Genomic DNA, 21634 nt, shown 5'->3' with positions numbered 1-21634 from the left:
GCTCTCCGCGGTTCAGACGATGGTGAACAGCGGCTGGTCGTATTCAACCGGCTGACCGTTTTCCACCAGGATGGATTCGATCACGCCGCTGGCCTCGGCCTCGATGTGGTTCATCATCTTCATGGCTTCAACGATGCAGAGGATGTCGCCTTTCTTCACGCTCTGGCCAACTTCAACGAAGGCAGCAGTAGTCGGGGACGGCGAGCGGTAGAAGGTGCCGACCATCGGCGAACGCACGACATTGCCGTTCAGTTTCGGCGCTGCGGGGGCAGCGGCTTCAGCGGCAGCAGCCGGAGCAGCGGCAACCGGGGCGGCCATCGGCACGGGGGCGGCGGCGTAGATCGGTTGGGCGGCCATGGCCTTGTTGCTGTGACGGCTGATGCGCACGGACTCTTCGCCCTCGCGGATCTCCAGTTCGTCGATACCGGATTCTTCCAGCAGTTCGATCAGCTTTTTGACTTTACGGATATCCATTAATCATCAACTCCCAAGGGTGAGGTCAGGGGCGTTCAAGGTGTTCTAGCGCCGCGTCCAGGGCCAGGCGGTAGCCGGTGGCACCCAGACCGCAGATCACTCCCACGGCTACGTCGGAAAAGTAGGAGTGATGGCGAAAAGGTTCTCGTTTGTGCACGTTGGACAGGTGCACTTCGATGAATGGGATGCTCACTGCGAGCATCGCGTCACGTAGGGCGACACTTGTATGCGTGAAAGCAGCAGGATTGATGATGATGAAGTCCACTCCTTCACCACGGGCCGCATGAATCCGGTCGATCAGTTCGTACTCGGCATTGCTCTGCAGGTACATCAGGTGATGCCCAGCCTCGCGGGCACGGCGCTCCAGGTCCTGGTTGATCTCCGCCAGGGTGGTAGCCCCGTATTTGTCGGGTTCGCGGGTGCCCAGCAGGTTGAGGTTGGGGCCGTGCAGGACGAGCAGGGTGGCCATGCTGATTGTTCCTTATTGGAGGCCAGGCGGCACTATGCCGGATAGCTGAAATGGCTGTCCAGTTGTCGACAATAGCCGACAAGATGCCCGGTGTTTACGGCAAATATATGACGTTACATGCATCAGTGCGATGCGTTCGCCTGTTGCAGACGAGCGGCGAAGGCCTTGGCATCGACTTCACCTACGACACGCAGTTCGGCCAATTCGTCACCCTTGCCGTCGAAGAACAGGATGGCCGGCGGTCCGAACAGCTTGTAGCGGTCGAGCAGGGCGCGTTGCTCCGCGTTGCTCTCGGTCATGTCGAAACGGATCAGGTGGTAGCCGCCGAGCTGCGAGGTGACCTCCGGGGCGATAAGGACTTCACGCTCGATGACCTTGCAACTAATGCACCAGTCGGCATACCAGTCCAGCAGCAGGGGCTGGCCAGCGCTCTTGGCGGCGGCGAGGGCGCCGGTGAGTTCCGCCGGTGTCTTGATGGTTTGCCACTCGCCCGTGGCCGGGGAGACGGACGGTGCACCAACCAGGTGCGTGCGGCCCAGCGGGCGCAACGGGTCCGATTCGCCCTGGAGAGCGCCGGCCCAGGCGGCTACGGCATAAACCAGCAAGACCAGGCCGCCCAATTGCGCGAGGCGTTCGCGCGGGGCCTTGGGGGTAAATTCCAGCGCGCCGAGGAACAGCGCCACACCACCGGCCAGCAGGCCCCAGAGGCCAAGGGCCAGCGGGCCGGGCAGGACGCGTTCGAGCATCCACACCGCCACGGCCAGCAGCAGTACGCCGAAGGCGTTGCGCACGGCAATCATCCAGTGGCCGACCTTGGGCAGCAGCGCGCCGCCGCCAGTGGCGAAGAGCACCAGGGGGGCGCCCATGCCCAGGCCAAGGGCGAAGAGTTTCAGGCCGCCGCCCAGGGCATCGCCGCTGGCACTGATATAGAGCAGGGCGCCGGCCAGCGGTGCGGAAACGCAGGGGGATACCAGCAGGCTGGAGACCACGCCGAGCAGGGCTGCGCTCCAGATCGAGCCGCCTTTGGTGCTGCCGGCCAGGGTGTCCAGCGGACCGCTGATGAAGCGCGGCAGGCGCAGTTCGTAGAGGCCGAACATGGCCAGTGCGAAGAGGGTGAAGAAGCCGGCGAAGGGCACCAGCACCCAGGGGGATTGCAGTCGCGCCTGGAGATTGAGTTCGGCGCCGAACACGCCCATCAGCGCACCCAGCAGGGCGAAGCAGGCGGCCATCGGCAGCACGTAGGCCAGCGACAGCACCAGCCCCCGGCTGCCGCCCGCCTGGCCACGCAGCACCACGCCGGAAAGGATCGGCAGCATGGGCAGCACGCAGGGGGTGAAGGTCAGGCCGAGGCCGGCGAGGAAGAACAGCGCCAGCTCGTGCCAGCTCCAGGCCTTGCCGGCGGTGCCGCTGCCGACATCATTGCCACCACTGGCTGCGGCACCATCGGCCAGCCTGATCACTTCGGTTTCCGGCGGATAGCAAAGGCCCTTGTCGGCGCAGCCCTGGTAGGTCACCCGCAGCTCGCCGGGCGCCTTCCGCGCCGGGTCCACCGGCAGGTCGACGTCCGTTACGCCGTAATACACCTCGACATCGCCGAAGTACTCGTCGGTCTTGTGCTTGCCGGCGGGCAGCACGGGCTGGCCCAGGCCGCTGTCGGCAGGCTCGGCGCGGAACTGGAAACGATGGCGGTAGAGGTAGTAGCCCTCGGCGTTGGTGAAACGCAGCTTCACCGACGTGGGCGTGCTTTCTACCAGGCTGAGGCCGAAGGCCTCGCGCACGGGCAGAAAATCGGCACTGTTATTGAGGGAGGCGCCCAGGGTCGGGTTCGGGCGGTTATCCAGCAGCCCTGCGGTGGCGGGCAGGGCCACCAGCAGCAGGATCAGGCTCAGCAGGCGGCGCATGGAGGTCTCTTGGGCAGAAAATGTCCGCATCATAACGGACCTCGACGCGTTCCTGCAGGTTCCAGGCTGTAAGCGGTTTTGTCCTCGGCGTGAAAGGTCGGCCGTGGGATTGCAGGAGCGAGCTTGCTCGCGAAGGCCGCGGTGCCAGTTGTTTCGCGAGCAAGCTCGCTCCTACAGAAAGGTCAGGCGCGACAATAGGTCGCGCTCTGGCTCAGACGCGGAAGGCCTTCACCGCCGTGTGCAGTTCTCCGCCCAGTTGCAGCAGGCGCTCGCCCTGGCTGCGGCTTTCGCCAATGCGCGCCAGGTTGTCGCCACCCAGCTGGTGGATCTGCTCACTGTGGTCGCGAATTTCGCTGACCGCGCCGCTCTGCTGGGCGGTGGCGTCGGCGATGCGCTCGGCCATGCTGGCGATGGTGCGGATGGAACTGACCACCTCTATTAACGCGCCATCGGCGGCGGCGGCCTGTTCGGCACTGGCCTCGGCGTGCTCCACCTGGATGCGCATGGCTTCCACCGACTGCCGCGCCGCGTGCTGGAGACGGGTGATCAGCTGCTGGATCTCGGTGGTGGCGCCAGTGGTGCGTTGGGACAGGGAGCGCACTTCCTCGGCGACCACGGCAAAGCCGCGGCCCATTTCACCGGCGCGCGCCGCCTCGATGGCGGCGTTGAGCGCCAGCAGGTTGGTCTGTTCGGCGATGCCGCGGATCACCGTCAGCACCTTGTCGATGGTTTCGGTTTCTTCGGCCAGGCGTTCCACCGCCTGGGCGTTGTTCTGCACTTCGCCCACCAGTTGGTGCAGGCCGGCCAGGCTCTGGTCGATCACGCTCTGGCCCTGTTCCACGGCGAGTCCAGCATCGCGGCTGGCGTCGGCAGCCAGGCTGGCATCGCCGGCCACTTGCTGGATGGTGTTTTCCAGCTCGCCCAGGGCGTCGCGGATTTGTGCGGTGCCGCCGGCCTGGTATTCGGCGCCTGTGTGCAGGCCGTTGTTCAGTTCGGCCAGGGCGCTGCTGCTGCCAGCGACCTGCTCGGCGTGCAGGCGAATGGTGCCCACCAGCTCGCCCAGGTAATCGCGCAGGCGGTTGAGGGATTCCTCGATGCGACGCAGGTCGTGGATGTTGGAACCGAGTGCGATGGGACGGCTGAAGTCGCCGGCGGCCCAGGCGCCCAGGGCATTGACCAGGCGGCCGAGGACATTGGTCAGGCGACGCTGGATGCGGTCGATGCACAGGGCGATCAGCAGGATCAGGCCGATCATCAGGCCCTGCATCACGCGAACTTCGGCCTGGATGCGGCCATGTTCGGCGCGCACTTGGGGCTCCAGGGCGGCCAGCGCGCCTTGCAGGGCGTCCACCCGCTGGGCGGTGGCCTTGGCCAGCTCGGCCCGGCGCTGGATCAGCTCGCGGGTGCGTGCCAGCTCGCCCGGGTAACGTTTGAGCAGGCCGCTCAATTCGCGCTTGAGGGCGATGCCACGGTCTTCCGCCTGGTTGGCTTCATTGCTGCTTTGCAGGCCCATCATGGCGGCGAAGTCATCGGCGGCCGAGGTGCTGCTGTCGGCCACGCCGAGCAGGGGCAGCTGTTCCAGTCTGACGCTGTCCTGTCCCAGGGCTTCGAGTTCGCGTTCGACGTCGGCGGCCAGTTCGTCGCGGCCGCTCTCCACGAGCTTGGCGCGGGCCTGGCTGAGGCGATTGAGGTGCTGTGCGGCGGCGAACAGCGGCGCGCGGTACTCGGCGGCCGTCGGGGTATTGGCGGAGTTGGCGTATTGGGCGAGTTGGTCGAGGGAGCCGGCGATCTCCCGCTCGGCCTGGATCAGCAGGCCCTGGGGATCGCCCGCCAGCTTGCCGGCCGCCAGCAGTTCGCCACGGGTGAATTCGCGCAGTTCGTTGAAGCTGGGCAGCAGCTCTTCGGAAAACTCGGTGGGAAGTTGGCCGAGGCGCTGCTCCAGGCTATCGATGCCCTGGCTGGCGGCGCTGTGGCGCAAGGCGTCGCCACTGCCGAGATAGCCCTGGACGTTGTCCGCCACTTCGCTGCGGAAGCGCTGGGCCAGTTCGAGGTACTGCTCCATCAGTTGATACGGGCGCTCCAGTGCCCGTTGCGACCACCACAGCGTGGCTCCGAGCGCCAGGCACACGGTGACCAGCAGCAGCGTAATCAGGTTGGTGAGCAGTTTCAGGCGCATCGCGTCCACTTCGAACGGCTGAGGGGGATGGCCAGATGATATTGCTGTTTGGTGACAGTCCTGTGACGGCGGGCTTCAGTCCAGGTGCAGTTCGACCCGGTTCCGACCGCCGTGCTTGGCGCGGTAGAGCGCTTCGTCCGCCTGCTGGGACAGCTGGTTGATGTCGAGATCGTCCCGCAGCTGGGCGATGCCGCAACTGAACGTGCAGGACAGGTCGTTGGGCTGTGCCGGGTAGCGGATCTCGGCGAAACGACGGCGGATTTCCTCCAGCACCCGATGCGCCGCCTCCAGGTCGGTATCGGGCAGGACCACGGCGAATTCCTCGCCGCCGTAACGGCCGATGTGGTCGGTCTTGCGCAGGCGCTGCTTGAGGAACAGCGCCAGGCTCTTGATCACACGGTCGCCCATGGGGTGGCCGTAGGTGTCGTTGACCTTCTTGAAGTGGTCGATGTCGAGCATCGCGAAGCACAGCGGTTTGCCTTCCCGACGCGCGCGGGAGCTGGCGTCTTCCAGCAACTGCAGCGTGTGGGTGTGGTTGAACAGGCCGGTGAGGCTGTCGCGCACCATGCGCGCCTTGAGGCTGCGCGCACGCTTGGCGCGGGTGCGCACCGTGGCGATCAGGTGGCGCGGCTTGATCGGCTTGGTGAGGAAGTCGTCGCCGCCTTCGCTCATCGCATCCAGTTGCTTGTTCAGGTCGTCTTCGGCCGAGAGATAGATGATCGGCACGCTGACATAGCGCTCGTGCTGGCGGATCACCTTGGCCAGCTCGGTGCCGAGGCACTCGGGCATGTACATGTCGAGGATGATCAGGTCCGGCTGGAAATCGGCCAGGGCCAGCAGGGTCTGCACCGGCTCGGTGATGACGCGGGTGACGACGCCGGCGGAGTTGAGGACCAGCTCGGTATGGGTGGCCTGGGCGCGGGAGTCGTCGACGATCAGCACCTTGAACGGGTCGTAGTGGGCGGTGCGGGTCAGGGTTTCCAGTTTCTCCAGCAGGCTGGAGGCATCCAGGGCGCCGGTGAAGAATTCCTGGCCGCCGGCGCGCACTGCAGCCAGGCGGTTCGGGGCGTCAACTTCCTCATGGCTGAAGAAGATGATCGGCAGCTTCTGCTCCAGCCCTTGCTGGGCTTCGCGGGCCAGCTCCAGGCCCTTGCCCGGTCCGGAAAAATCCACTTCCAGCACGATGGCCGCCGGGTGCCGCTCGGTCATGGCCGAGCGAAAGGCATTGGCACTCTCGAAGAGCTGGGCGTTGAGACCGAAGAATTCCAGTTGCTGGACCAGGCGCTCGGCGCGGTCCTCACTCTGCAGCGCCAGGTACACCGGCTTGCGCAGGGGCGGCAGGAAGGTCTGCTCGAACTGGTCGCCTTGCCGCAGGCCGGTGCGCGACAGGCGCTGCATCAGCAGGCTGAGTTCGGTGATCAGGTCGCTGGACAACCGGCCACGATTTTCCTCGACGCCGCGCAGGCAATTGCCGATGGCCATCGCCAGGCGTGTGTGCTCGGGCTGCTCGAAGCGCTCCGCATAGCGCTGCAGGTACAGGCTGGCCTCGGCCAGCTCGGTCATGCAGGCCGGACTCCACTCGCTGCGTTGCAGGCGCTGCCAGATTTCCAGCACGTGCCGCGCCTGGTTGATCACCCGCTGGGCGAAGTGGTTCTTGAGTCGGTCGCGGCTGGGGTCTTCGTGCTCGGTCATGGCCGGAAGTGTCGCCTGGAGACGATCTAAGTGATGGCGCCATGCTATCACCTTGTAGAAGGTACGCCAGTGCCATCTGTCCCGGATGTGCGTGATTCGTCAGATAAGCATCGCCAGCAAGGTGGCGCCAGGGTCGATAACCTGCGCGCACCGGATGATGGTTTGGCTCGCGGCCACTGCGCCGCGCGTGCTCATCCCTTATAGTGCTGAACTCGACCACAACCACCGCGAAGGACCGTGGTCGAACCTTCCCTTGCTGATCGAAATTCGAAGGACACTGCCATGCTGGACTGGAAGAAGCGTATGGGCGATGCGCGTGAGCGCGTCGATGATTCGGTTGACGATGTGCGCAGCTACCTCGGTGGCATGTGGATGAGTCGCGCCCTCGGCAGCCTGCTGGTGGTCTATCTGATCGCCTGTGTGGTGGTGGGCTGGTACTGGAGCCGCGAGCCCGACCTCTTCCCCGTGCAGCAGAACGCCCAGGCCGCCGCCGATCGTGCCGGCCGCCAGATGGTCAGTGGCTATACCACCGTGGAAACCCTCAAGACCGTCGGCCAGACCCTGCTGGACAAGAGCGGCGGCTACGTTTCCAACGACCTGGCCCCGCCCGGTCTCTGGCTGGACAACATGCCGAGCTGGGAATATGGCGTGCTGGTCCAGGTGCGTGACCTGTCCCGCGCCCTGCGCAAGGACTTCGCCCGCTCTCAGTCGCAGTCCACCGAAGACCCGGACCTGGCCAAGGCCGAACCGCGCTTCAACTTCGACAACAAGAGCTGGGCGCTGCCGGCCTCCGAGTCCGAGTACCGTGAAGGCATCCGCTCGCTGGATCGCTACCTGGCCCGCCTGGCCAACCCGAACCAGCCCAATGCCCAGTTCTATACCCGCGCCGACAACCTGAACAACTGGCTGGGCGACGTTGCCACCCGCCTGGGTTCGCTGTCCCAGCGCCTGTCCGCCAGCGTTGGCCGCGTGCGCCTGAACACCGATATCAGCCCGGAAGCCGCCGCTGCCTCCGGCAAGGTGCCGGAAGTGAACGAAGAGATCGTCGAGACCCCTTGGCTGCAGATCGACAACGTCTTCTATGAAGCCCGTGGCCAGGCCTGGGCGCTGTCCCACATCCTGCGCGCCATCGAAGTCGACTTCGCCGATGTGCTGGCGAAGAAGAACGCCACCATCAGCGTGCGCCAGATCATCCGTGAACTGGAGGCCGCCCAGGAGCCGCTGTGGAGCCCGATGGTGCTCAATGGCAGCGGCTACGGTGTGCTGGCCAACCACTCGCTGGTGATGGCCAACTACATTTCCCGCGCCAACGCCGCCGTGATCGACCTGCGCCAGTTGCTGGAGCAGGGCTGATGGCCATCGACGCGCGCGAGGCGGCCCATCGCGCCGCCTCGGATGCCGAGCGGGTCGCCTGGGTCGACGAGCAGGACCGCCCCCTCGGCGGCCTGCCCCGCGCCGAGCTGCGTGAGCGCGGGCTGATCTCCCGTGGCACCTTCATCCTGCTGTTCAACTCCGCCGGCCAGCTCTGCGTGCATCGCCGCACCCTGAGCAAGGCGCTGTACCCGGGCTACTGGGACGTGGCCGCTGGCGGCATGGTGCAGGAAGGCGAGGGCTACGCTGAATCCGCCGCCCGTGAGCTGGAAGAAGAACTCGGCGTCGGCGGGGTTCCCCTGCGCGAGCATGGCCGCTTCTATTTCGACGAGCCGGGTAACCGTCTCTGGGGCGCGGTGTTTTCCGCTGTGTCCGACGCGCCGCTGAAACTGCAGCCGGAAGAAGTGATGGAAGCGCGCTTCATGAGCGTGGACGAGGCGCTGGCCGTCGAGCCCTGCTGCCCGGACTCCCTCAAGGCGCTGAAGCTGTACCTCGCATCACGGTCGTAATGCCATTGGGTATCGCTGCGCTCCACCCAACCTGCGGGGTTGAGTGTTCCTGTAGGAGCCAGCTTGCTGGCGAGCCCTTCCTGTAGGGGCGATTTCAATCGCCAAGGGTTGCGTAGCAGCCCCGCGATCTCGAAGGGCAGACCTTCGGCCTGCTTGGCGAATAAATTCGCCCCTACAAGAAATCGCATCCACAGTGAAATGCATCATTAACCCCGGCCAAACCCGCGCCCAGCGCGGGTTTGTGCAATATTCCGGACCCTTTCGTGCGGGATGCTGCACGAGGTCGCCAATCTGTCGATCAATGGCGCATTTTCGTACTTAGCATTCGCCGCGAATGCTGATAAATTTCGCCGCCTTTCAAGCCCGGCCACACACCGGGTTGCGCTGCCCCTGCCAGAGTGGGGCTTCGCGGTCGGCTCCCGCCGACCAGTCGCTATCCTGACCCCTACGAGGAAAGCCGGTGGTCAAGAAAGCTTCGTCCTTTGCCGCCCTGGGCGGCCTGGTGTACTCCACCGACAGCGGCCGGCATTGCCCGGATTGCCGCCAACCCATCGATGCCTGCATCTGCAAGCAAGCCGTCGTGCCTGCTGGCGATGGCATTGCCCGCGTGCGCCGCGAATCCAAGGGCCGTGGCGGCAAGACCGTCACCACCATCAGCGGCGTGCCGCTGGCGGGCGACGAGCTCAAGGAGCTGGCCACTGCGCTCAAGCGTCGTTGCGGAACCGGTGGAGCCTTGAAGGACGGCGTGATCGAGATCCAGGGCGACCACGTGGACCTGTTGCTTGAAGAACTCGCCAAGCGCGGCTTCAAGGCCAAGAAATCCGGCGGCTGAGCCACGGCTTTCTAAACTGACCGTCATTGCAACGGTCAACACTCCAACGTCACACGACCGAATTAACCTGTCTGCGCCCGCCCGGCACGATCCGGCGGGCATGGCCCTTTTCTATCCCATAGGGGGAAACCGATGTCTGCACGACGCACTCGCAAGGACGATGGCACCAGCTGGACCGTGGCCGACAGCCGCAGTGTCTATGGCATTCGCCATTGGGGGGCCGGCTATTTCGCGATCAACGAAGCGGGCCGCGTCGAAGTGCGCCCACGTGGCGCCGGCAGCGCGCCGGTGGATTTCTTCGACATCGTCAGCGACCTGCGCGAGACGGGCCTGTCGCTGCCGTTGCTGGTGCGCTTCCCCGACATCCTGCAGGACCGTGTGCGCCAGCTGACCGGTGCCTTCGACGCCAACATCGAGCGCCTGGAATACCAGAGCAAGTACACCGCCCTGTACCCGATCAAGGTCAACCAGCAGGAAGCGGTGGTGGAAAACATCATCGCCACCCAGAACGTCTCCATCGGCCTGGAAGCCGGCTCCAAGCCCGAGCTGCTGGCCGTGCTGGCCCTGGCGCCGAAAGGCGGCACCATCGTCTGCAACGGCTACAAGGACCGCGAGTTCATCCGCCTGGCGCTGATGGGCCAGAAGCTCGGCCACAACGTCTTCATCGTCATCGAGAAAGAAGCCGAGGTTGAGTACGTCATCGACGTCGCCGCCGAACTCAAGGTCGCTCCCCAGGTGGGCCTGCGCGTGCGCCTGTCGTCCCTGGCCTCGTCCAAGTGGGCCGACACCGGTGGCGAGAAATCCAAGTTCGGCCTCTCCGCCGCGCAGATCCTCTCGGTGGTCGAGCGCTTCCGCAAGGCTGGCCTGGACCAGGGCGTGCGCCTGCTGCACTTCCACATGGGCTCGCAGATCGCCAACCTGGCCGACTACCAGCACGGCTTCAAGGAAGCCATCCGCTACTACGCCGAACTGCGCAACCTCGGCCTGCCAGTCGACCACATCGACGTCGGTGGCGGCCTGGGCGTCGACTACGACGGCACCCACTCGCGCAATGCCAGCTCCATCAACTACGACATGGACGACTACGCCGGCGTGGTCGTGGGCATGCTCAAGGAGTTCTGCGACGCGCAGGGCCTGCCGCACCCGCACATCTTCTCCGAGAGCGGTCGCGCCATGACCGCGCACCACGCGGTGCTGGTAATGCAGGTGACCGACGTCGAGCGCCACAACGACGAAGTGCCGAAGTTCTCCAACCTGGAAGAGCAGCCGGAAATCGTCCGCTGGCTGGCCGAGCTGCTGGGCCCGACCGACGCCGAGATGGTCACCGAGACCTACTGGCGCGCCACCCATTACATGAGCGACGCCGCCGCCCAGTACGCCGAAGGCAAGCTGAGCCTGGCCGAGAAGGCCCTGGCCGAGCAGACCTACTTCGCCATCTGCCGCCGTCTGCACAACCAGCTGAAAGCACGCCAGCGTTCCCACCGCCAGGTGCTCGACGAGCTGAACGACAAGCTGGCCGAGAAGTACATCTGCAACTTCTCGGTGTTCCAGAGCCTGCCGGACACCTGGGCCATCGGCCAGGTGCTGCCGATCATCCCGCTGCACCGCCTGGACGAAGAACCCCTGCGCCGTGCCGTGCTGCAGGACCTGACCTGCGACTCCGACGGCAAGATCAACCAGTACGTCGACGAGCAAAGCATCGAGACCAGCATGCCGGTGCACGAAGTGCGCGAAGGCGAGGACTACCTGCTGGGCGTGTTCCTGGTGGGCGCCTACCAGGAAATCCTCGGCGACATGCACAACCTGTTCGGCGACACCGACTCGGTGAACGTCTACCAGCATGACGACGGCAGCGTGTACCACGCGGGAATCGAAACCCACGACACCATCGAAGACATGCTGCGCTATGTGCACCTGTCCCCCGAGGAGCTGATGGCGCTGTATCGCGACAAGGTCTCCAGCGCCAAGCTGAGCCCGCGCGAGCGCACCCAGTACGTCGACGCCCTGCGCCTGGGGCTGACCCGCTCGTCCTACCTGTCTTCCTGACAGGTGAATGAAAAAAGCCCGGCCATGTGCCGGGCTTTTTTGTGGGTTCTTGTGGGGGCGAATTCATTCGCCATGCGGGCCGTAGGCCTGCCCATTCCGGACACCACCCGACCAACCCCCTGGCAAAATTCCTCATCCGGCGCTTTCATACCCTCCAGCCTTTTCAACCTGTCGGGAGCCCCACCATGCCGCGCGTCCTGTTGCTCGAATGCAGCCCCAACGACCTGGCCTCGCCCGGCGGTCAGTTGGCCCGGGAAATGGCCCGACGCATCCACCCCAAGGCCGAGGTGATAGTGCGCAACCTGGTGCGCGAACCGTTGCTGCCAATTTGCGCCGAATATGCCGAGGCAGTGGTGCGCCACTCGGATCGGTCGGACGCGTGCTTCGCCCTGTCCGAGCAACTGATCGGCGAGCTGGAACGCAGCCACTACCTGATCATCTCCACGCCCATGCACAACTACATGGTGCCGGCGGCGCTGAAGCTCTGGCTGGACTACGTGGTGCGTATCCGCCGCACCTTCGAAATGCACGGCGGCCAGCGCATCGGCCTGCTGGAGGACCGGCCGACCTTCGTGGTGCTGAGTTCAGGCGGCCACTACCTGGGCGCCAAGGCCAAGCAGATGGATTTCCTCTCCCCCTACCTGCGCCACGTGTTGGGCATCATCGGCTTGCACCATGTGGAATACCTCCACCTGCAGGGGCTGGCCGATGGCGAGGAAGCCGTGAACGCCGCGCTCCAGCAAGCCAGAGAGCGCCTGTCATTCAACCCGGTGTTCGCCCCCGAGCCCTTCCCTGACGTGCAGTTGTAGGGGCAGAGACGCCGGTAGGGTGCGCCGTGCGCACCTGCGGTTGAGCATTGCGCCGGAGCCAGCCTGGAATCGGTGCGCGCAGCGCACCCTACGGGGAAACGCTGTCAGCCTCAGTTACCCATCACCCCATAACCCCGCGCCATCAGTACCGCGAACAGCGGCAGCAGAAGCACCAGCAGCAGTTCCAGGCGGATCACCATGATCACCGCCTTGGCCTTGCCAGGGCTGACCTCGGGTACGCGGCCGGCCTTCAGCGCGTTGCGCCAGTTGAGGAAGACGAAGGTGGGGAAGCCCGAAAACAGGGCGATCAGTGCGAACAGCCCCATCTTGGCGTGGAACATGGAGTTGTGCAGGTAGTAATCCAGCCCCTTGCCGTACCAGACCACCCGCGCCAGGCCGGTGAGCAGCACCACCCCGGCCGCCAGGCCGTAGGCGATGTCGATGCGCACCAGGCTGCGCGCGCGCTCAAGGTCCAGTGGCTGCTTGAACAGGCGATGCTCCAGGACGAGCAGGGCGAAGAGCACGAAGATCGAGAGGAAATGCAGGTAGGCGGCGACGGCTTGTCCCATGGAAACTCCTTCAGGTCATCAGGTTTTCGTTGTCGTTATCGTGCGGCGAACCAGGCGTCGCGGCGTTGCAGGTGCCACGCCAGGTAACCCAGGCTGAGCCCGCGCACCGCCATGAAGGCGAGGAACGCCAGCCAGAGTCCGTGATTGCCGAGAAACTGTAGCCCCCAACCCAGTGGCAGGCTAAGGACGACGGCGACCAGCATGGCGTCGCGCATCTCGCGGGCCCGCGTGGCGCCGATGAACAGGCCGTCCAGCAGGTAGCTCCAGACGGCGATCAGAGGCAGCAGCGCGAGGTAGGGCAGGTAGGTGTGGGCGACCTCGCGGACCGTCGCGATATCGCTCTGCATGTTGATGAACAGCCCGCCGGCTAACGCGAAGAACAGCGCGAAGCCCAGGCTCGCCAGCAGCGACCAGCCCCCCGCCACCAGCAGTGAGCGGCGCAGGGTCAGGCGGTCGCGGGCGCCGATGGCATGGCCGCACAGGGCCTCCACGGCATGGGCCAGGCCGTCCAGGGCGTAGGCGGTCACCAGCAGGCCGTTGAGCAGCAGGGCGTTGGCCGCCACGGTGGCGTCGCCCATCCGGGCTCCCTGCACCGTCAGCAGGAAGAACACCAGTTGCAGCGCCAGGGAACGGATGAAAATGTCGCGGTTCACCGCCAACAGTGGCCGCCAGTTGCGCCACCGTTGCAGCGCCGGCCAGTCGATGTGGCCCGGATAACGGTGCAGCGCGCCACGGGTGAGCGCCAGGCCGATCAGCGCGCCGCTCCATTCGGCGATTACCGCCGCGCGTGCCGCACCGGCTACGCCCCAGTCCAGCCCGAGGACGAACCACAGTGCCAGCGCGATATTGGCCAGGTTGGTACCCAGCAGGATGGCCAGCGGCGCACGCGCGTTCTGCGTGCCGAGGAACCAGCCCACCAGGGCGTAGTTGGCCAGGGCAGCCGGCAGGCCAAGCAGGCGCAGGTGGAAGAACTCGCGGGTCAGCGAGTCCAGTTCGGTCGAGGGGTTCATCAGCTTCAGGGCCAGGTCGCTGAAGGGAACCGCCAGCACGCCCAGCAACAGCGCCAGGCCCATTGCCAGGCCAAGCCCTTGCAGCAGCACCTGGCGCAGGGCGCCGCCATCCGCGCGGCCCGCGGCCTGGGCGGCGAAGCCGGTGGTGCCCATGCGCAGGAAGCCCAGCACCCCGAGCAGCAGCATGTACAGCGTGCTGCCCACCGCCACGGCGCCCAACTGGTGAGCGTGGGGCAGATGGCCCACCACCGTGCTGTCCACCAGGGCGACCAGGGGCACGGAAATATTCGAGAGGATCATGGGCGCGGCCAGTGCCCAGACCTTGCGGTGGGTCGGGGAATGCCGCCAGGCGTCGAGGAACAGGCTCATGCAGGGCTCCAGTCAGGCCGCGCAGTATAGCGGCGCGATGTTTCGTGAGCTGCATCGCTCCTGCCGTCATCCGGATGCCACCGGAACGCCCGGCTGGTCTATAGTTCGCGGCTTGTACGCACTCCCCAACGAGAGCCTGTCATGCCGAAGAAAGGACTACTTCTGGCCCTGGTGCTGAGCCTGCTCAGCGCCTGCGATTCCTCCACCCCCGAGCAAGCCGCAAGCAAGTCGCCACCGGCTGCCGATCAATCTGCGGCGCGCCCCGCCGCCGACACCGCCTCCCTGGCCAAACGCTACGCCGGCCGCGAACTGCAGGTGATAGACGTCTCCGAAGTGCAGCTCGACGGCGCCAGCGCCTTGTCAGTGACCTTCTCCGTGCCGCTCGACCCGGAACAGACGTTCGCCGAGCGGCTGCACCTGGTGGACAGCCGGGACGGCACGGTGGACGGCGCCTGGGAGCTCTCCGATAACCTGATGGAGCTGCGCCTGCGTCACCTGGAGCCCAAGCGCCAGTTGGTGCTGACCATCGACCCCGGCTTGCGCGCAGTGAATGACGCGCGGCTGGCCGAAGAGCACGTCACCCGCCTGGAAACCCGCGACCTGCAGGCCACCGTCGGCTTCGCCAGCCGTGGTTCGCTACTGCCCACCCGCCTCGCCGAAGGCCTGCCGGTGATCGCGCTGAACGTCGACAAGGTGGATGTGGACTTCTTCCGCGTGAAGACTGAGTCCCTGCCGGGCTTCCTCGCCCGCTGGGGCAAGCGTGGCGCCTTGGACGTCTGGGAGGCCCGCGACATGCTGAAAATGGCCGACCTGGTCTACACCGGCCGCTTCGACCTCAAGCCCGCGCGCAACACCCGCGAGACCCTACTGCTGCCCATTGCCAACCTTGAACCGATGAAGCAGCCGGGCGTCTACCTCGCGGTGATGAAGGAGGCCGGCAGCTACACCTACTCCAACCCGGCGACCCTCTTCACCCTGAGCGACATCGGCCTTTCCGCCCACCGTTACAGCGATCGCCTGGACATCTTCACCCAGGCCCTGGAAGGCGGCGCCGCGCAGGCCGATATCGCCCTGGAACTGCTGGACGGCGAAGGCCGCGTGCTGGCCGAAGGCAAGACCGACGGCAAGGGCCACGCCGAACTGCCGCTTGCGCCCAAGGCCGAAGTGCTGATCGCCCGCAAGGATGAACAGACCAGCCTGCTGCGCCTGTCCGCACCGGCACTGGACCTGGCCGAGTTCGACATCGCCGGTCCCGCCAGCCATGCCCTGCAGTTCTTCGTCTTCGGCCCGCGCGACCTCTACCGCCCCGGCGAGACCGTGCTGCTCAACGCCCTGCTGCGCGACGCCGATGGCCGCGCAGTGGACGGCCAGCCAGTGACCGTGGAAGTGCGCCGCCCCGACGAACAAGTCAGCCGCCGCTTCGTCTGGGAGGCCGGGGAGGGCGGTTTCTACCAATACCAGCTGCCGCTCGCCGCCGAGGCGCCCACCGGCCGCTGGCAACTGCTCTTCGACCTGGGCGACGGCAAGCCGCAGCTCTATGAATTCCTCGTGGAAGACTTCCTGCCCGAACGCATGGCCCTGGAGCTCAAGGGCAGCGATCAGCCCTATGCGCCCGGCGACAACGCGCGCTTCCAGGTCAGCGGCCGCTACCTCTATGGCGCGCCGGCTTCCGGCAACCGCCTGACCGGCCAGCTCTACGTGCGTCCGCTGCGCGAAGCGGTGAAGGCGCTGCCCGGCTACCAGTTCGGCTCGGTGATGGAGGGCGAACTGAGCCAGGACATCGAACTGGACGAGACCCAGCTGGATGCCGACGGCAAGACCGAGCTGAACATCGAAACCCGCTGGGCCGAGGCCAAGTCGCCCGTGCAGTTGATCCTCCAGGCCAGCCTGCAGGAATCCGGCGGCCGCCCGATCACCCGCCGCCTGGTGCAACCGGTGTGGCCGGCCGAGCGCCTGCCGGGTGCGCGCGCGCTGTTCGACGGTGAAGAAACCGACGCCGACAGCGTCGCCGAGTTCGAACTGCTGGTGGCCGACCCCGACGGTAACAAGCTGGCCGTCGACGACCTCAAGGTGCGCCTGGTGCGCGAGCGCCGCGACTACTACTGGAACTACTCCGAGAGCGACGGCTGGACCTACCACTACAACGAGAAGTACCTGAACCTCTCTGAAGAGCAGGTGCAGGTGGCCGCCGGCGGCACCGCCAAGGTCAGTTTCCCGGTGGAGTGGGGCCCCTACCGAGTCGAAGTGGAAGACCCGCAGACCGGCATCACCAGCAGCCTGCGCTTCTGGGCCGGCTATCGCTGGCAGGACAACGCCGAAGGCGGCGCAGTACGTCCGGATCAGGTGAAGCTGGCGCTGGACAAGCCGGGCTATACCGCTGGCGACACCGCGAAAGTCACCGTCACCCCGCCCAGCGCCGGCAGCGGCTACCTGCTGGTGGAATCCGCCGAGGGCCCGCTCTGGTGGCAACCCATCGAGGTGCCGGCCGAAGGCAAGAGCTTCGACATCCCGGTGGCCAAGGAATGGGCCCGCCATGACCTCTACGTCAGCGCCCTGGTGATCCGCCCCGGCGAGCGCAAGGCCAGCGTCACGCCCAAGCGCGCCGTGGGCCTGCTGCACCTGCCGCTGGATCGCGCGCCGCGCAAGCTGGCGGTGTCCCTCAGCGCACCGGAGAAGATGCGGCCCAAGCAGCCGCTGAAGGTCCAGGTGCAGGCGAAGAACGCCGATGGCAGCGTGCCGAAGTCAGTGAATGTGCTGGTGGCCGCGGTGGATGTGGGCATCCTCAATATCACCAGCTACGCAACGCCCGACCCCTTCGCCAGCCTGTTCGGCCGCAAGGGCTATGGCGCCGACCAGCTCGACGTCTATGGCCAGCTGATCGAAGCCGGCCAGGGCCGCCTGGCCACCATGGCCTTCGGTGGCGACGCCGCGCTGGCCGGTGGCGGCAAGCGTCCGCAGACCAGCGTCACCATCGTCGCCCTTCAAAGTGCGCCGGTGGTCCTGGATGAGCAGGGCCAGGGCGAAGTCAGCGTCGACATTCCCGACTTCAACGGTGAGCTGCGCCTGATGGCCCAGGCCTGGACCGACGAACGCTACGGCATGGCCGAGGCGAAGACGGTGGTGGCCGCGCCCCTGGTGGCGGAACTGGCGGCGCCGCGCTTCCTCGCCGGTGGCGACCAGACCACCCTGGCGCTGGACCTCACCAACCTCTCCGGCAAACCCCAGCGCCTGGATGTGCAACTGGAAAGCAGCGGTCAACTGGACCTCGCCCAGAGCGCCGGTGGCCAGACCGCGCCCATCCAGCTCAAGGATGGCCAGCGCACCACCCTGCGCATTCCGGTGCGCGCGGTGGGCGGTTATGGCCAGGGCCAGTTCAAGGTGACGGTCAACGGCCTGGAGCTGCCAGGCGAGAACCTGCCGCCGTTCAGCCGCGAATGGACCCTGGGCGTGCGCCCGGCCTATCCGGCGCAGCTCAAGCAGTTCCGCGCAGTGCTCAAGGGCGATGCCTGGAGCCTGCCGGCCGGCACGCTGGATGCGTACGAGCCGGACGGCCGCGAGGCCCTGCTGCAGCTGTCCAGCCGCCCGCCGCTGAATCTCGGTGAGCAGGTCCGTGCCCTCAAGGCCTACCCGTACGGCTGCGCTGAGCAGACCACCAGCGGCCTCTACCCGTCGCTCTATGCCGACGCCGCCTCCCTCAAGCGCCTTGGCCTGGAAGGTGAGCCGGACGACACCCGTCGCAAGTCCATCGACCTCGGCATCGAACGCCTGCTGGGCATGCAGCGCTACAACGGCAGTTTCGGCCTGTGGAGCGCCGACAGCGAAGAGGAATACTGGCTGACCGCCTATGTCACCGACTTCCTCCTGCGCGCCCGTGACCAGGGCTTCGCCGTGCCGCCGGAGGCCCTGACGAAAGCCAGCGAGCGCCTGCTGCGCTACCTGCAGGAGCGCAGCCTGATCGAAGTCAGCTACAGCCAGAACGCCGACCACACCCGCTTCGCCGTGCAGGCCTACGCCGGCTACGTCCTGGCCCGCAGTCAGCAGGCGCCGCTGGGCGCATTGCGCAGTCTGTGGGAACGCCGTGCCGATGCCCGCTCAGGCCTGCCGCTGGTGCAACTGGCGGTGGCCTTCAAGCTGATGGGCGATGCACCGCGCGCCGACGAGGCCCTGGAGTTGGGCCTGCGCTTCCAGCGTGACAGCCACGACTGGTTGGCCGACTACGGCAGTCCGCTGCGCGACCAGGCGCTGATCCTCGCCTTGCTGGAGGAGAACGACCTGGCTGCCAGCGCCCGTGAACAGCGCCTGTTCGACCTGGCCGACCTGGTGGCCGGCGAGCGCTGGCTCTCCACCCAGGAGCGCAATGCGCTGTACCTGGCTGGCCGCGGCCTGCTGGGCAAGCCCGAACCGAACTGGAGCGCGCAGCTCAGCGCGGGTGGCCAGCAGCGCGAGCTGAGCAACCAGCAACCCGGCCTGAAACTGGACGGCGCCCTGCTGACCGAGCCGCTGAGCATCACCTCCGCCGGCAGCGAGCCGCTCTACCAGCAGCTGACCCTCTCCGGTTATCCGCTGACGGCCCCGCAGGCCGGCGGCGAGAACCTCGCCATCTACCGCGAGTTCCTCGGCGCGAATGGTGAGCGCCTCGACCTCAATAACCTGGACAGCGGCGAACTGGTGCTGGTGCACCTGGCCATCGAAGCGAAGGAGCGCGTGCCCGACGCCCTGGTGGTCGACCTGCTGCCGGCCGGCCTGGAACTGGAGAACCAGAACCTCGCCCAGAGTGCCGCCAGCCTGGACGACGCCAGCAGCGCGGTGAAGGAATGGCAGAAGTCCATGCAGAACGCCTCGATCAAACACCAGGAGTTCCGCGACGACCGTTACGTGGCGGCCCTGGATGTCAGCGAGTACGGCACCACCCACCTGCTGTACCTGGCCCGCGCCGTCACTCCCGGCAAATACCGCGTGCCGCCGCCCACGGTGGAGTCCATGTACCGGCCGAACTGGCAGGCACTGGGCGAGGCGCCGGAGCACCTGGTGGTGCGCGGCAAGTAAGAACCGAACCGGAGCCCCCTCTCCCCGTCGGGAGAGGGGGCACACCCTCAGCTCGGAATGATGTGGTCAGTGCCCCCGAAGATCGCCGTTACCTGCTGGACGCCGGTGATGGTGACCACCTCCACGAACGTCGCTCCTGCGCCATTGCCGTCGACATCCACCTGGACAGAGACGTCGCCGCCTACCTGCACCGCCTTGACGTAGTTGGCAATCGCCTGCGGCAGTGCGCTGGTGCCGAGCAGCCCTGAAAAGTCGAGCTTGTCTCCCTGGAGCGCGCTGTAGTCGGAGATGATGTCCTCGGCCTCGCTGAGGCTGTTGAACCTGAACAGGTCAGCGCCGTTGCCGCCGGTCAGCACATCCGCACCCAGGCCGCCGTACAACACATCGTTGCCAGCTCCGCCAACGAGCGTGTCGTTGCCGGCACCGCCGCGCAGCTCATCGGCGCCGCCGCTGCCAGTCAGACTGTCATTGAATGCCGAACCAATCAGCCCTTCCATGTTCTTGTAGGTGTCGGACCCCAGGCCAACCGTGGACAAGTCGACAGTGGTGTTGCTGTTGCTTTGCACCAGCGTGAGGCTGAGTGCTGCAGTAGCGTCGGACAGATCGAGCAGATCGCTACCTGCACCGCCATCCAGGACATCGCTTCCACCGCCTCCGCGAAGAATGTCATTTCCGCTGCTGCCGGTCAGGGTGTCGCTGAAGGCCGAACCGATCACGCCTTCCATGTTCTTGTAGGTGTCTGTGCCGATTCCGGCCAGGGCTCCCGTGCCCCAGAAACCGTTGGTGCCAGCAGCCGGGTTGCTGCCCTGACTGAGCGTGAAGGTGAGGGCGCCGGTGGCATCGGAGAAATCGAGCATATCGATGCCGTCACCGCCATCCAGTACGTCGTTGTCTTCGCCCCCGCGAAGGCGATCTTCGCCACTACCGCCGATGAGTGTGTCCACCCCATTCCCGCCGACGAACAGATCACTTGCGGCCGCTCCGGTCAGGGCGTCCACGTTGCTGCCGCCGTCGAGAAAGGCTGCCTGATAACTGTTGCCGGACAGGTTGACGCTGGACGCACCATTGGTGGAGACGAGATTTACCGTCACGGTTCCCGTGGCCGTTCCGCCGGCATTGTCCGAAAGGGTGTAGGTGAATGTGCCGGTGGGGGAGGACGGGTTATTGCCGCTGGCGAAGGTGATCAGGCTGTTGTTCGAGCCTTCGACGAATTTCACCTCGGAGATCGCGCCTGCTCCCAGGCCAAGACCGGTGATGGACAGGAACGACCCATCGACATCGGAGTCATTGCCCAGCAAGGCGGCGACCGAGAAGACGATGCCCGTGCCATTGGCTGTGCTGTAGGCCGCCGTGTTGTTGGACACGTAAAGCACATCGTTGACCGCGACTGGCGCAGCGTTCACCTGGGTAGCCGTGACCGTGATGCCCAGGTTGTCGACGTCGCTGGCGCTGCCGTCGCTGGTGGTCATGGTCAGGGTGTCGTTGCCGCTGAAGTTCGCGGCAGACAGGTAGCCGATATTGGCGGCCAGCGTCGTGTTGATCTGGGCGAGCGTGCCGCTGAGGGTGAGCATCGCAGTGTTGAGCCCCCCAATGGAGGCCCCGCCCGAAATGGACTGCGCGGACAGCGTGCCGTGGGCGACCTGCAGCGTCACGGTCAGGTTGCTTGAACCTGCGTCCACATCGGCGACGCTCAGGCCACTGATGCTCTTGGGTATTCCGGCCGGAGTGGTCTGGGCGCCGGGCAGGGTGTTGACCGGTGCGTCGTTCACCGGGGTGATATCCAGGCTGGCACTGCCGGTGGCGCTGAGCGAGCCGTCGCTGACCGTATAGCTGAAGTTGACGGACGTGTCGTCGTTCAGTGCCGGCGTGTAGTTCCAGGTGCCGTTGCCATTATCGACCAGGCTGCCGCTGCCGGCGCTGATTTGCAGATTGGTAGCCGTCAGTGCCGGGCCGTCGACATCCGCAGCATTGCCCAGCAACTGGGCCTGAGTGATCAGGCGGACACCGCTGTCCTCGGCGATGGCGGCGAGGGTTACCGGGGTGGTGGTGGGGGCATCGTTGACCGGAGTAATGTCCAGGCTGGCGCTACCGGCGGCGCTGAGCGAACCGTCAGTGACCGTGTAGCTGAAGCTGACTGCGGTGTCGTCGTTGAGCGCCGGCGTGTAGTTCCAGGTGCCGTTGCCATTGTCGACCAGGCTGCCGCTGCCGGCGCTGATCTGAAGGTTGGTCGCAGTCAGGGCGGGGCCGTCGACATCCGCTGCATTACCCAGCAACTGGGCCTGGGTGATCAGACGGGCTCCACTGTCCTCAGCGATGGCGGCGAGGGTTACCGGGGTGGTGGTGGGGGCATCGTTGACCGGA

At 66.1% G+C, this 21634-nt stretch carries 14 protein-coding genes; 6 read left to right on the top strand and 8 right to left on the bottom strand.

Going from position 1 to position 21634, the window contains the following annotated elements; genetic code table 11:
• Positions 1-12: 12 nt before the first annotated feature.
• The 5 genes from accB to E8E91_RS27800 form a co-directional block, all read right to left on the bottom strand.
• On the bottom strand, positions 13-474 hold the full coding sequence (accB, locus tag E8E91_RS27820; RefSeq protein ID WP_280370586.1) for an acetyl-CoA carboxylase biotin carboxyl carrier protein: 462 nt from the start codon (positions 472-474) through the stop codon (positions 13-15).
• A 25-nt stretch (positions 475-499) separates the two neighbouring features.
• Entirely contained in the window at positions 500-943 is a 444-nt protein-coding gene (gene aroQ, locus E8E91_RS27815; RefSeq protein WP_151137447.1) for a type II 3-dehydroquinate dehydratase, read from the bottom strand.
• Between the two features lie 122 nt (positions 944-1065).
• Complete coding sequence (locus E8E91_RS27810) at positions 1066-2844, bottom strand: protein-disulfide reductase DsbD (protein WP_280380393.1); 1779 nt, start codon at positions 2842-2844, stop codon at positions 1066-1068.
• A 211-nt stretch (positions 2845-3055) separates the two neighbouring features.
• Positions 3056-5020, bottom strand: coding sequence for a methyl-accepting chemotaxis protein (locus E8E91_RS27805; protein ID WP_280380392.1), 1965 nt, complete (start codon positions 5018-5020; stop codon positions 3056-3058).
• 75 nt (positions 5021-5095) lie between these two features.
• Positions 5096-6712 carry a PleD family two-component system response regulator gene (locus E8E91_RS27800; protein WP_280380390.1) on the bottom strand — a complete coding sequence of 539 codons (1617 nt, stop codon included), beginning with the start codon at positions 6710-6712 and terminating at the stop codon, positions 5096-5098.
• Positions 6713-6994: 282 nt separating this feature from the next.
• Between E8E91_RS27800 and E8E91_RS27795 the strand changes: the two genes are divergently transcribed.
• From E8E91_RS27795 to E8E91_RS27775, 5 genes are all read left to right on the top strand, one after another.
• Positions 6995-8065 carry a DUF2333 family protein gene (locus E8E91_RS27795; protein WP_280380388.1) on the top strand — a complete coding sequence of 357 codons (1071 nt, stop codon included), beginning with the start codon at positions 6995-6997 and terminating at the stop codon, positions 8063-8065.
• Positions 8065-8592, top strand: coding sequence for an NUDIX hydrolase (locus E8E91_RS27790; RefSeq protein ID WP_280380387.1), 528 nt, complete (start codon positions 8065-8067; stop codon positions 8590-8592). The genes E8E91_RS27795 and E8E91_RS27790 overlap by 1 nt, the downstream gene beginning before the upstream one ends.
• Before the next feature lie 460 nt (positions 8593-9052).
• A complete protein-coding gene (locus E8E91_RS27785; protein WP_280380385.1) occupies positions 9053-9424 on the top strand; it encodes a translation initiation factor Sui1 in 372 nt (123 codons plus the stop codon).
• 132 nt (positions 9425-9556) lie between these two features.
• Complete coding sequence (speA, locus tag E8E91_RS27780) at positions 9557-11470, top strand: arginine decarboxylase (protein ID WP_280380383.1); 1914 nt, start codon at positions 9557-9559, stop codon at positions 11468-11470.
• 185 nt (positions 11471-11655) lie between these two features.
• Positions 11656-12279 carry an NAD(P)H-dependent oxidoreductase gene (locus E8E91_RS27775; protein ID WP_280380381.1) on the top strand — a complete coding sequence of 208 codons (624 nt, stop codon included), beginning with the start codon at positions 11656-11658 and terminating at the stop codon, positions 12277-12279.
• Between the two features lie 110 nt (positions 12280-12389).
• On the opposite strand, the gene E8E91_RS27770 is transcribed toward E8E91_RS27775, so the two are convergent.
• Positions 12390-12848: a DUF2214 family protein gene (locus tag E8E91_RS27770; protein ID WP_280380380.1), complete on the bottom strand. Its 459-nt coding sequence runs from the start codon at positions 12846-12848 to the stop codon at positions 12390-12392.
• A gap of 35 nt (positions 12849-12883) precedes the next feature.
• On the bottom strand, positions 12884-14227 hold the full coding sequence (locus E8E91_RS27765) for an MATE family efflux transporter (RefSeq protein WP_280380378.1): 1344 nt from the start codon (positions 14225-14227) through the stop codon (positions 12884-12886).
• A gap of 141 nt (positions 14228-14368) precedes the next feature.
• Between E8E91_RS27765 and E8E91_RS27760 the strand changes: the two genes are divergently transcribed.
• Positions 14369-19273 carry an alpha-2-macroglobulin gene (locus E8E91_RS27760; RefSeq protein ID WP_280380376.1) on the top strand — a complete coding sequence of 1635 codons (4905 nt, stop codon included), beginning with the start codon at positions 14369-14371 and terminating at the stop codon, positions 19271-19273.
• A 47-nt stretch (positions 19274-19320) separates the two neighbouring features.
• Here the strand turns inward: E8E91_RS27760 and E8E91_RS27755 are convergent.
• Positions 19321-21634 (bottom strand): cadherin-like domain-containing protein (locus tag E8E91_RS27755; protein WP_280380374.1); only part of this gene is annotated, 2314 nt, incomplete at its 5' end.

Origin of the sequence: Pseudomonas sp. BN515, from assembly GCF_029873155.1 — a bacterium.
Taxonomy (GTDB): Bacteria; Pseudomonadota; Gammaproteobacteria; order Pseudomonadales; family Pseudomonadaceae; genus Metapseudomonas.
The sequence above is the reverse complement of the archived record's forward strand: the minus strand, read 5'-3'. Positions and strand labels throughout refer to the sequence as shown.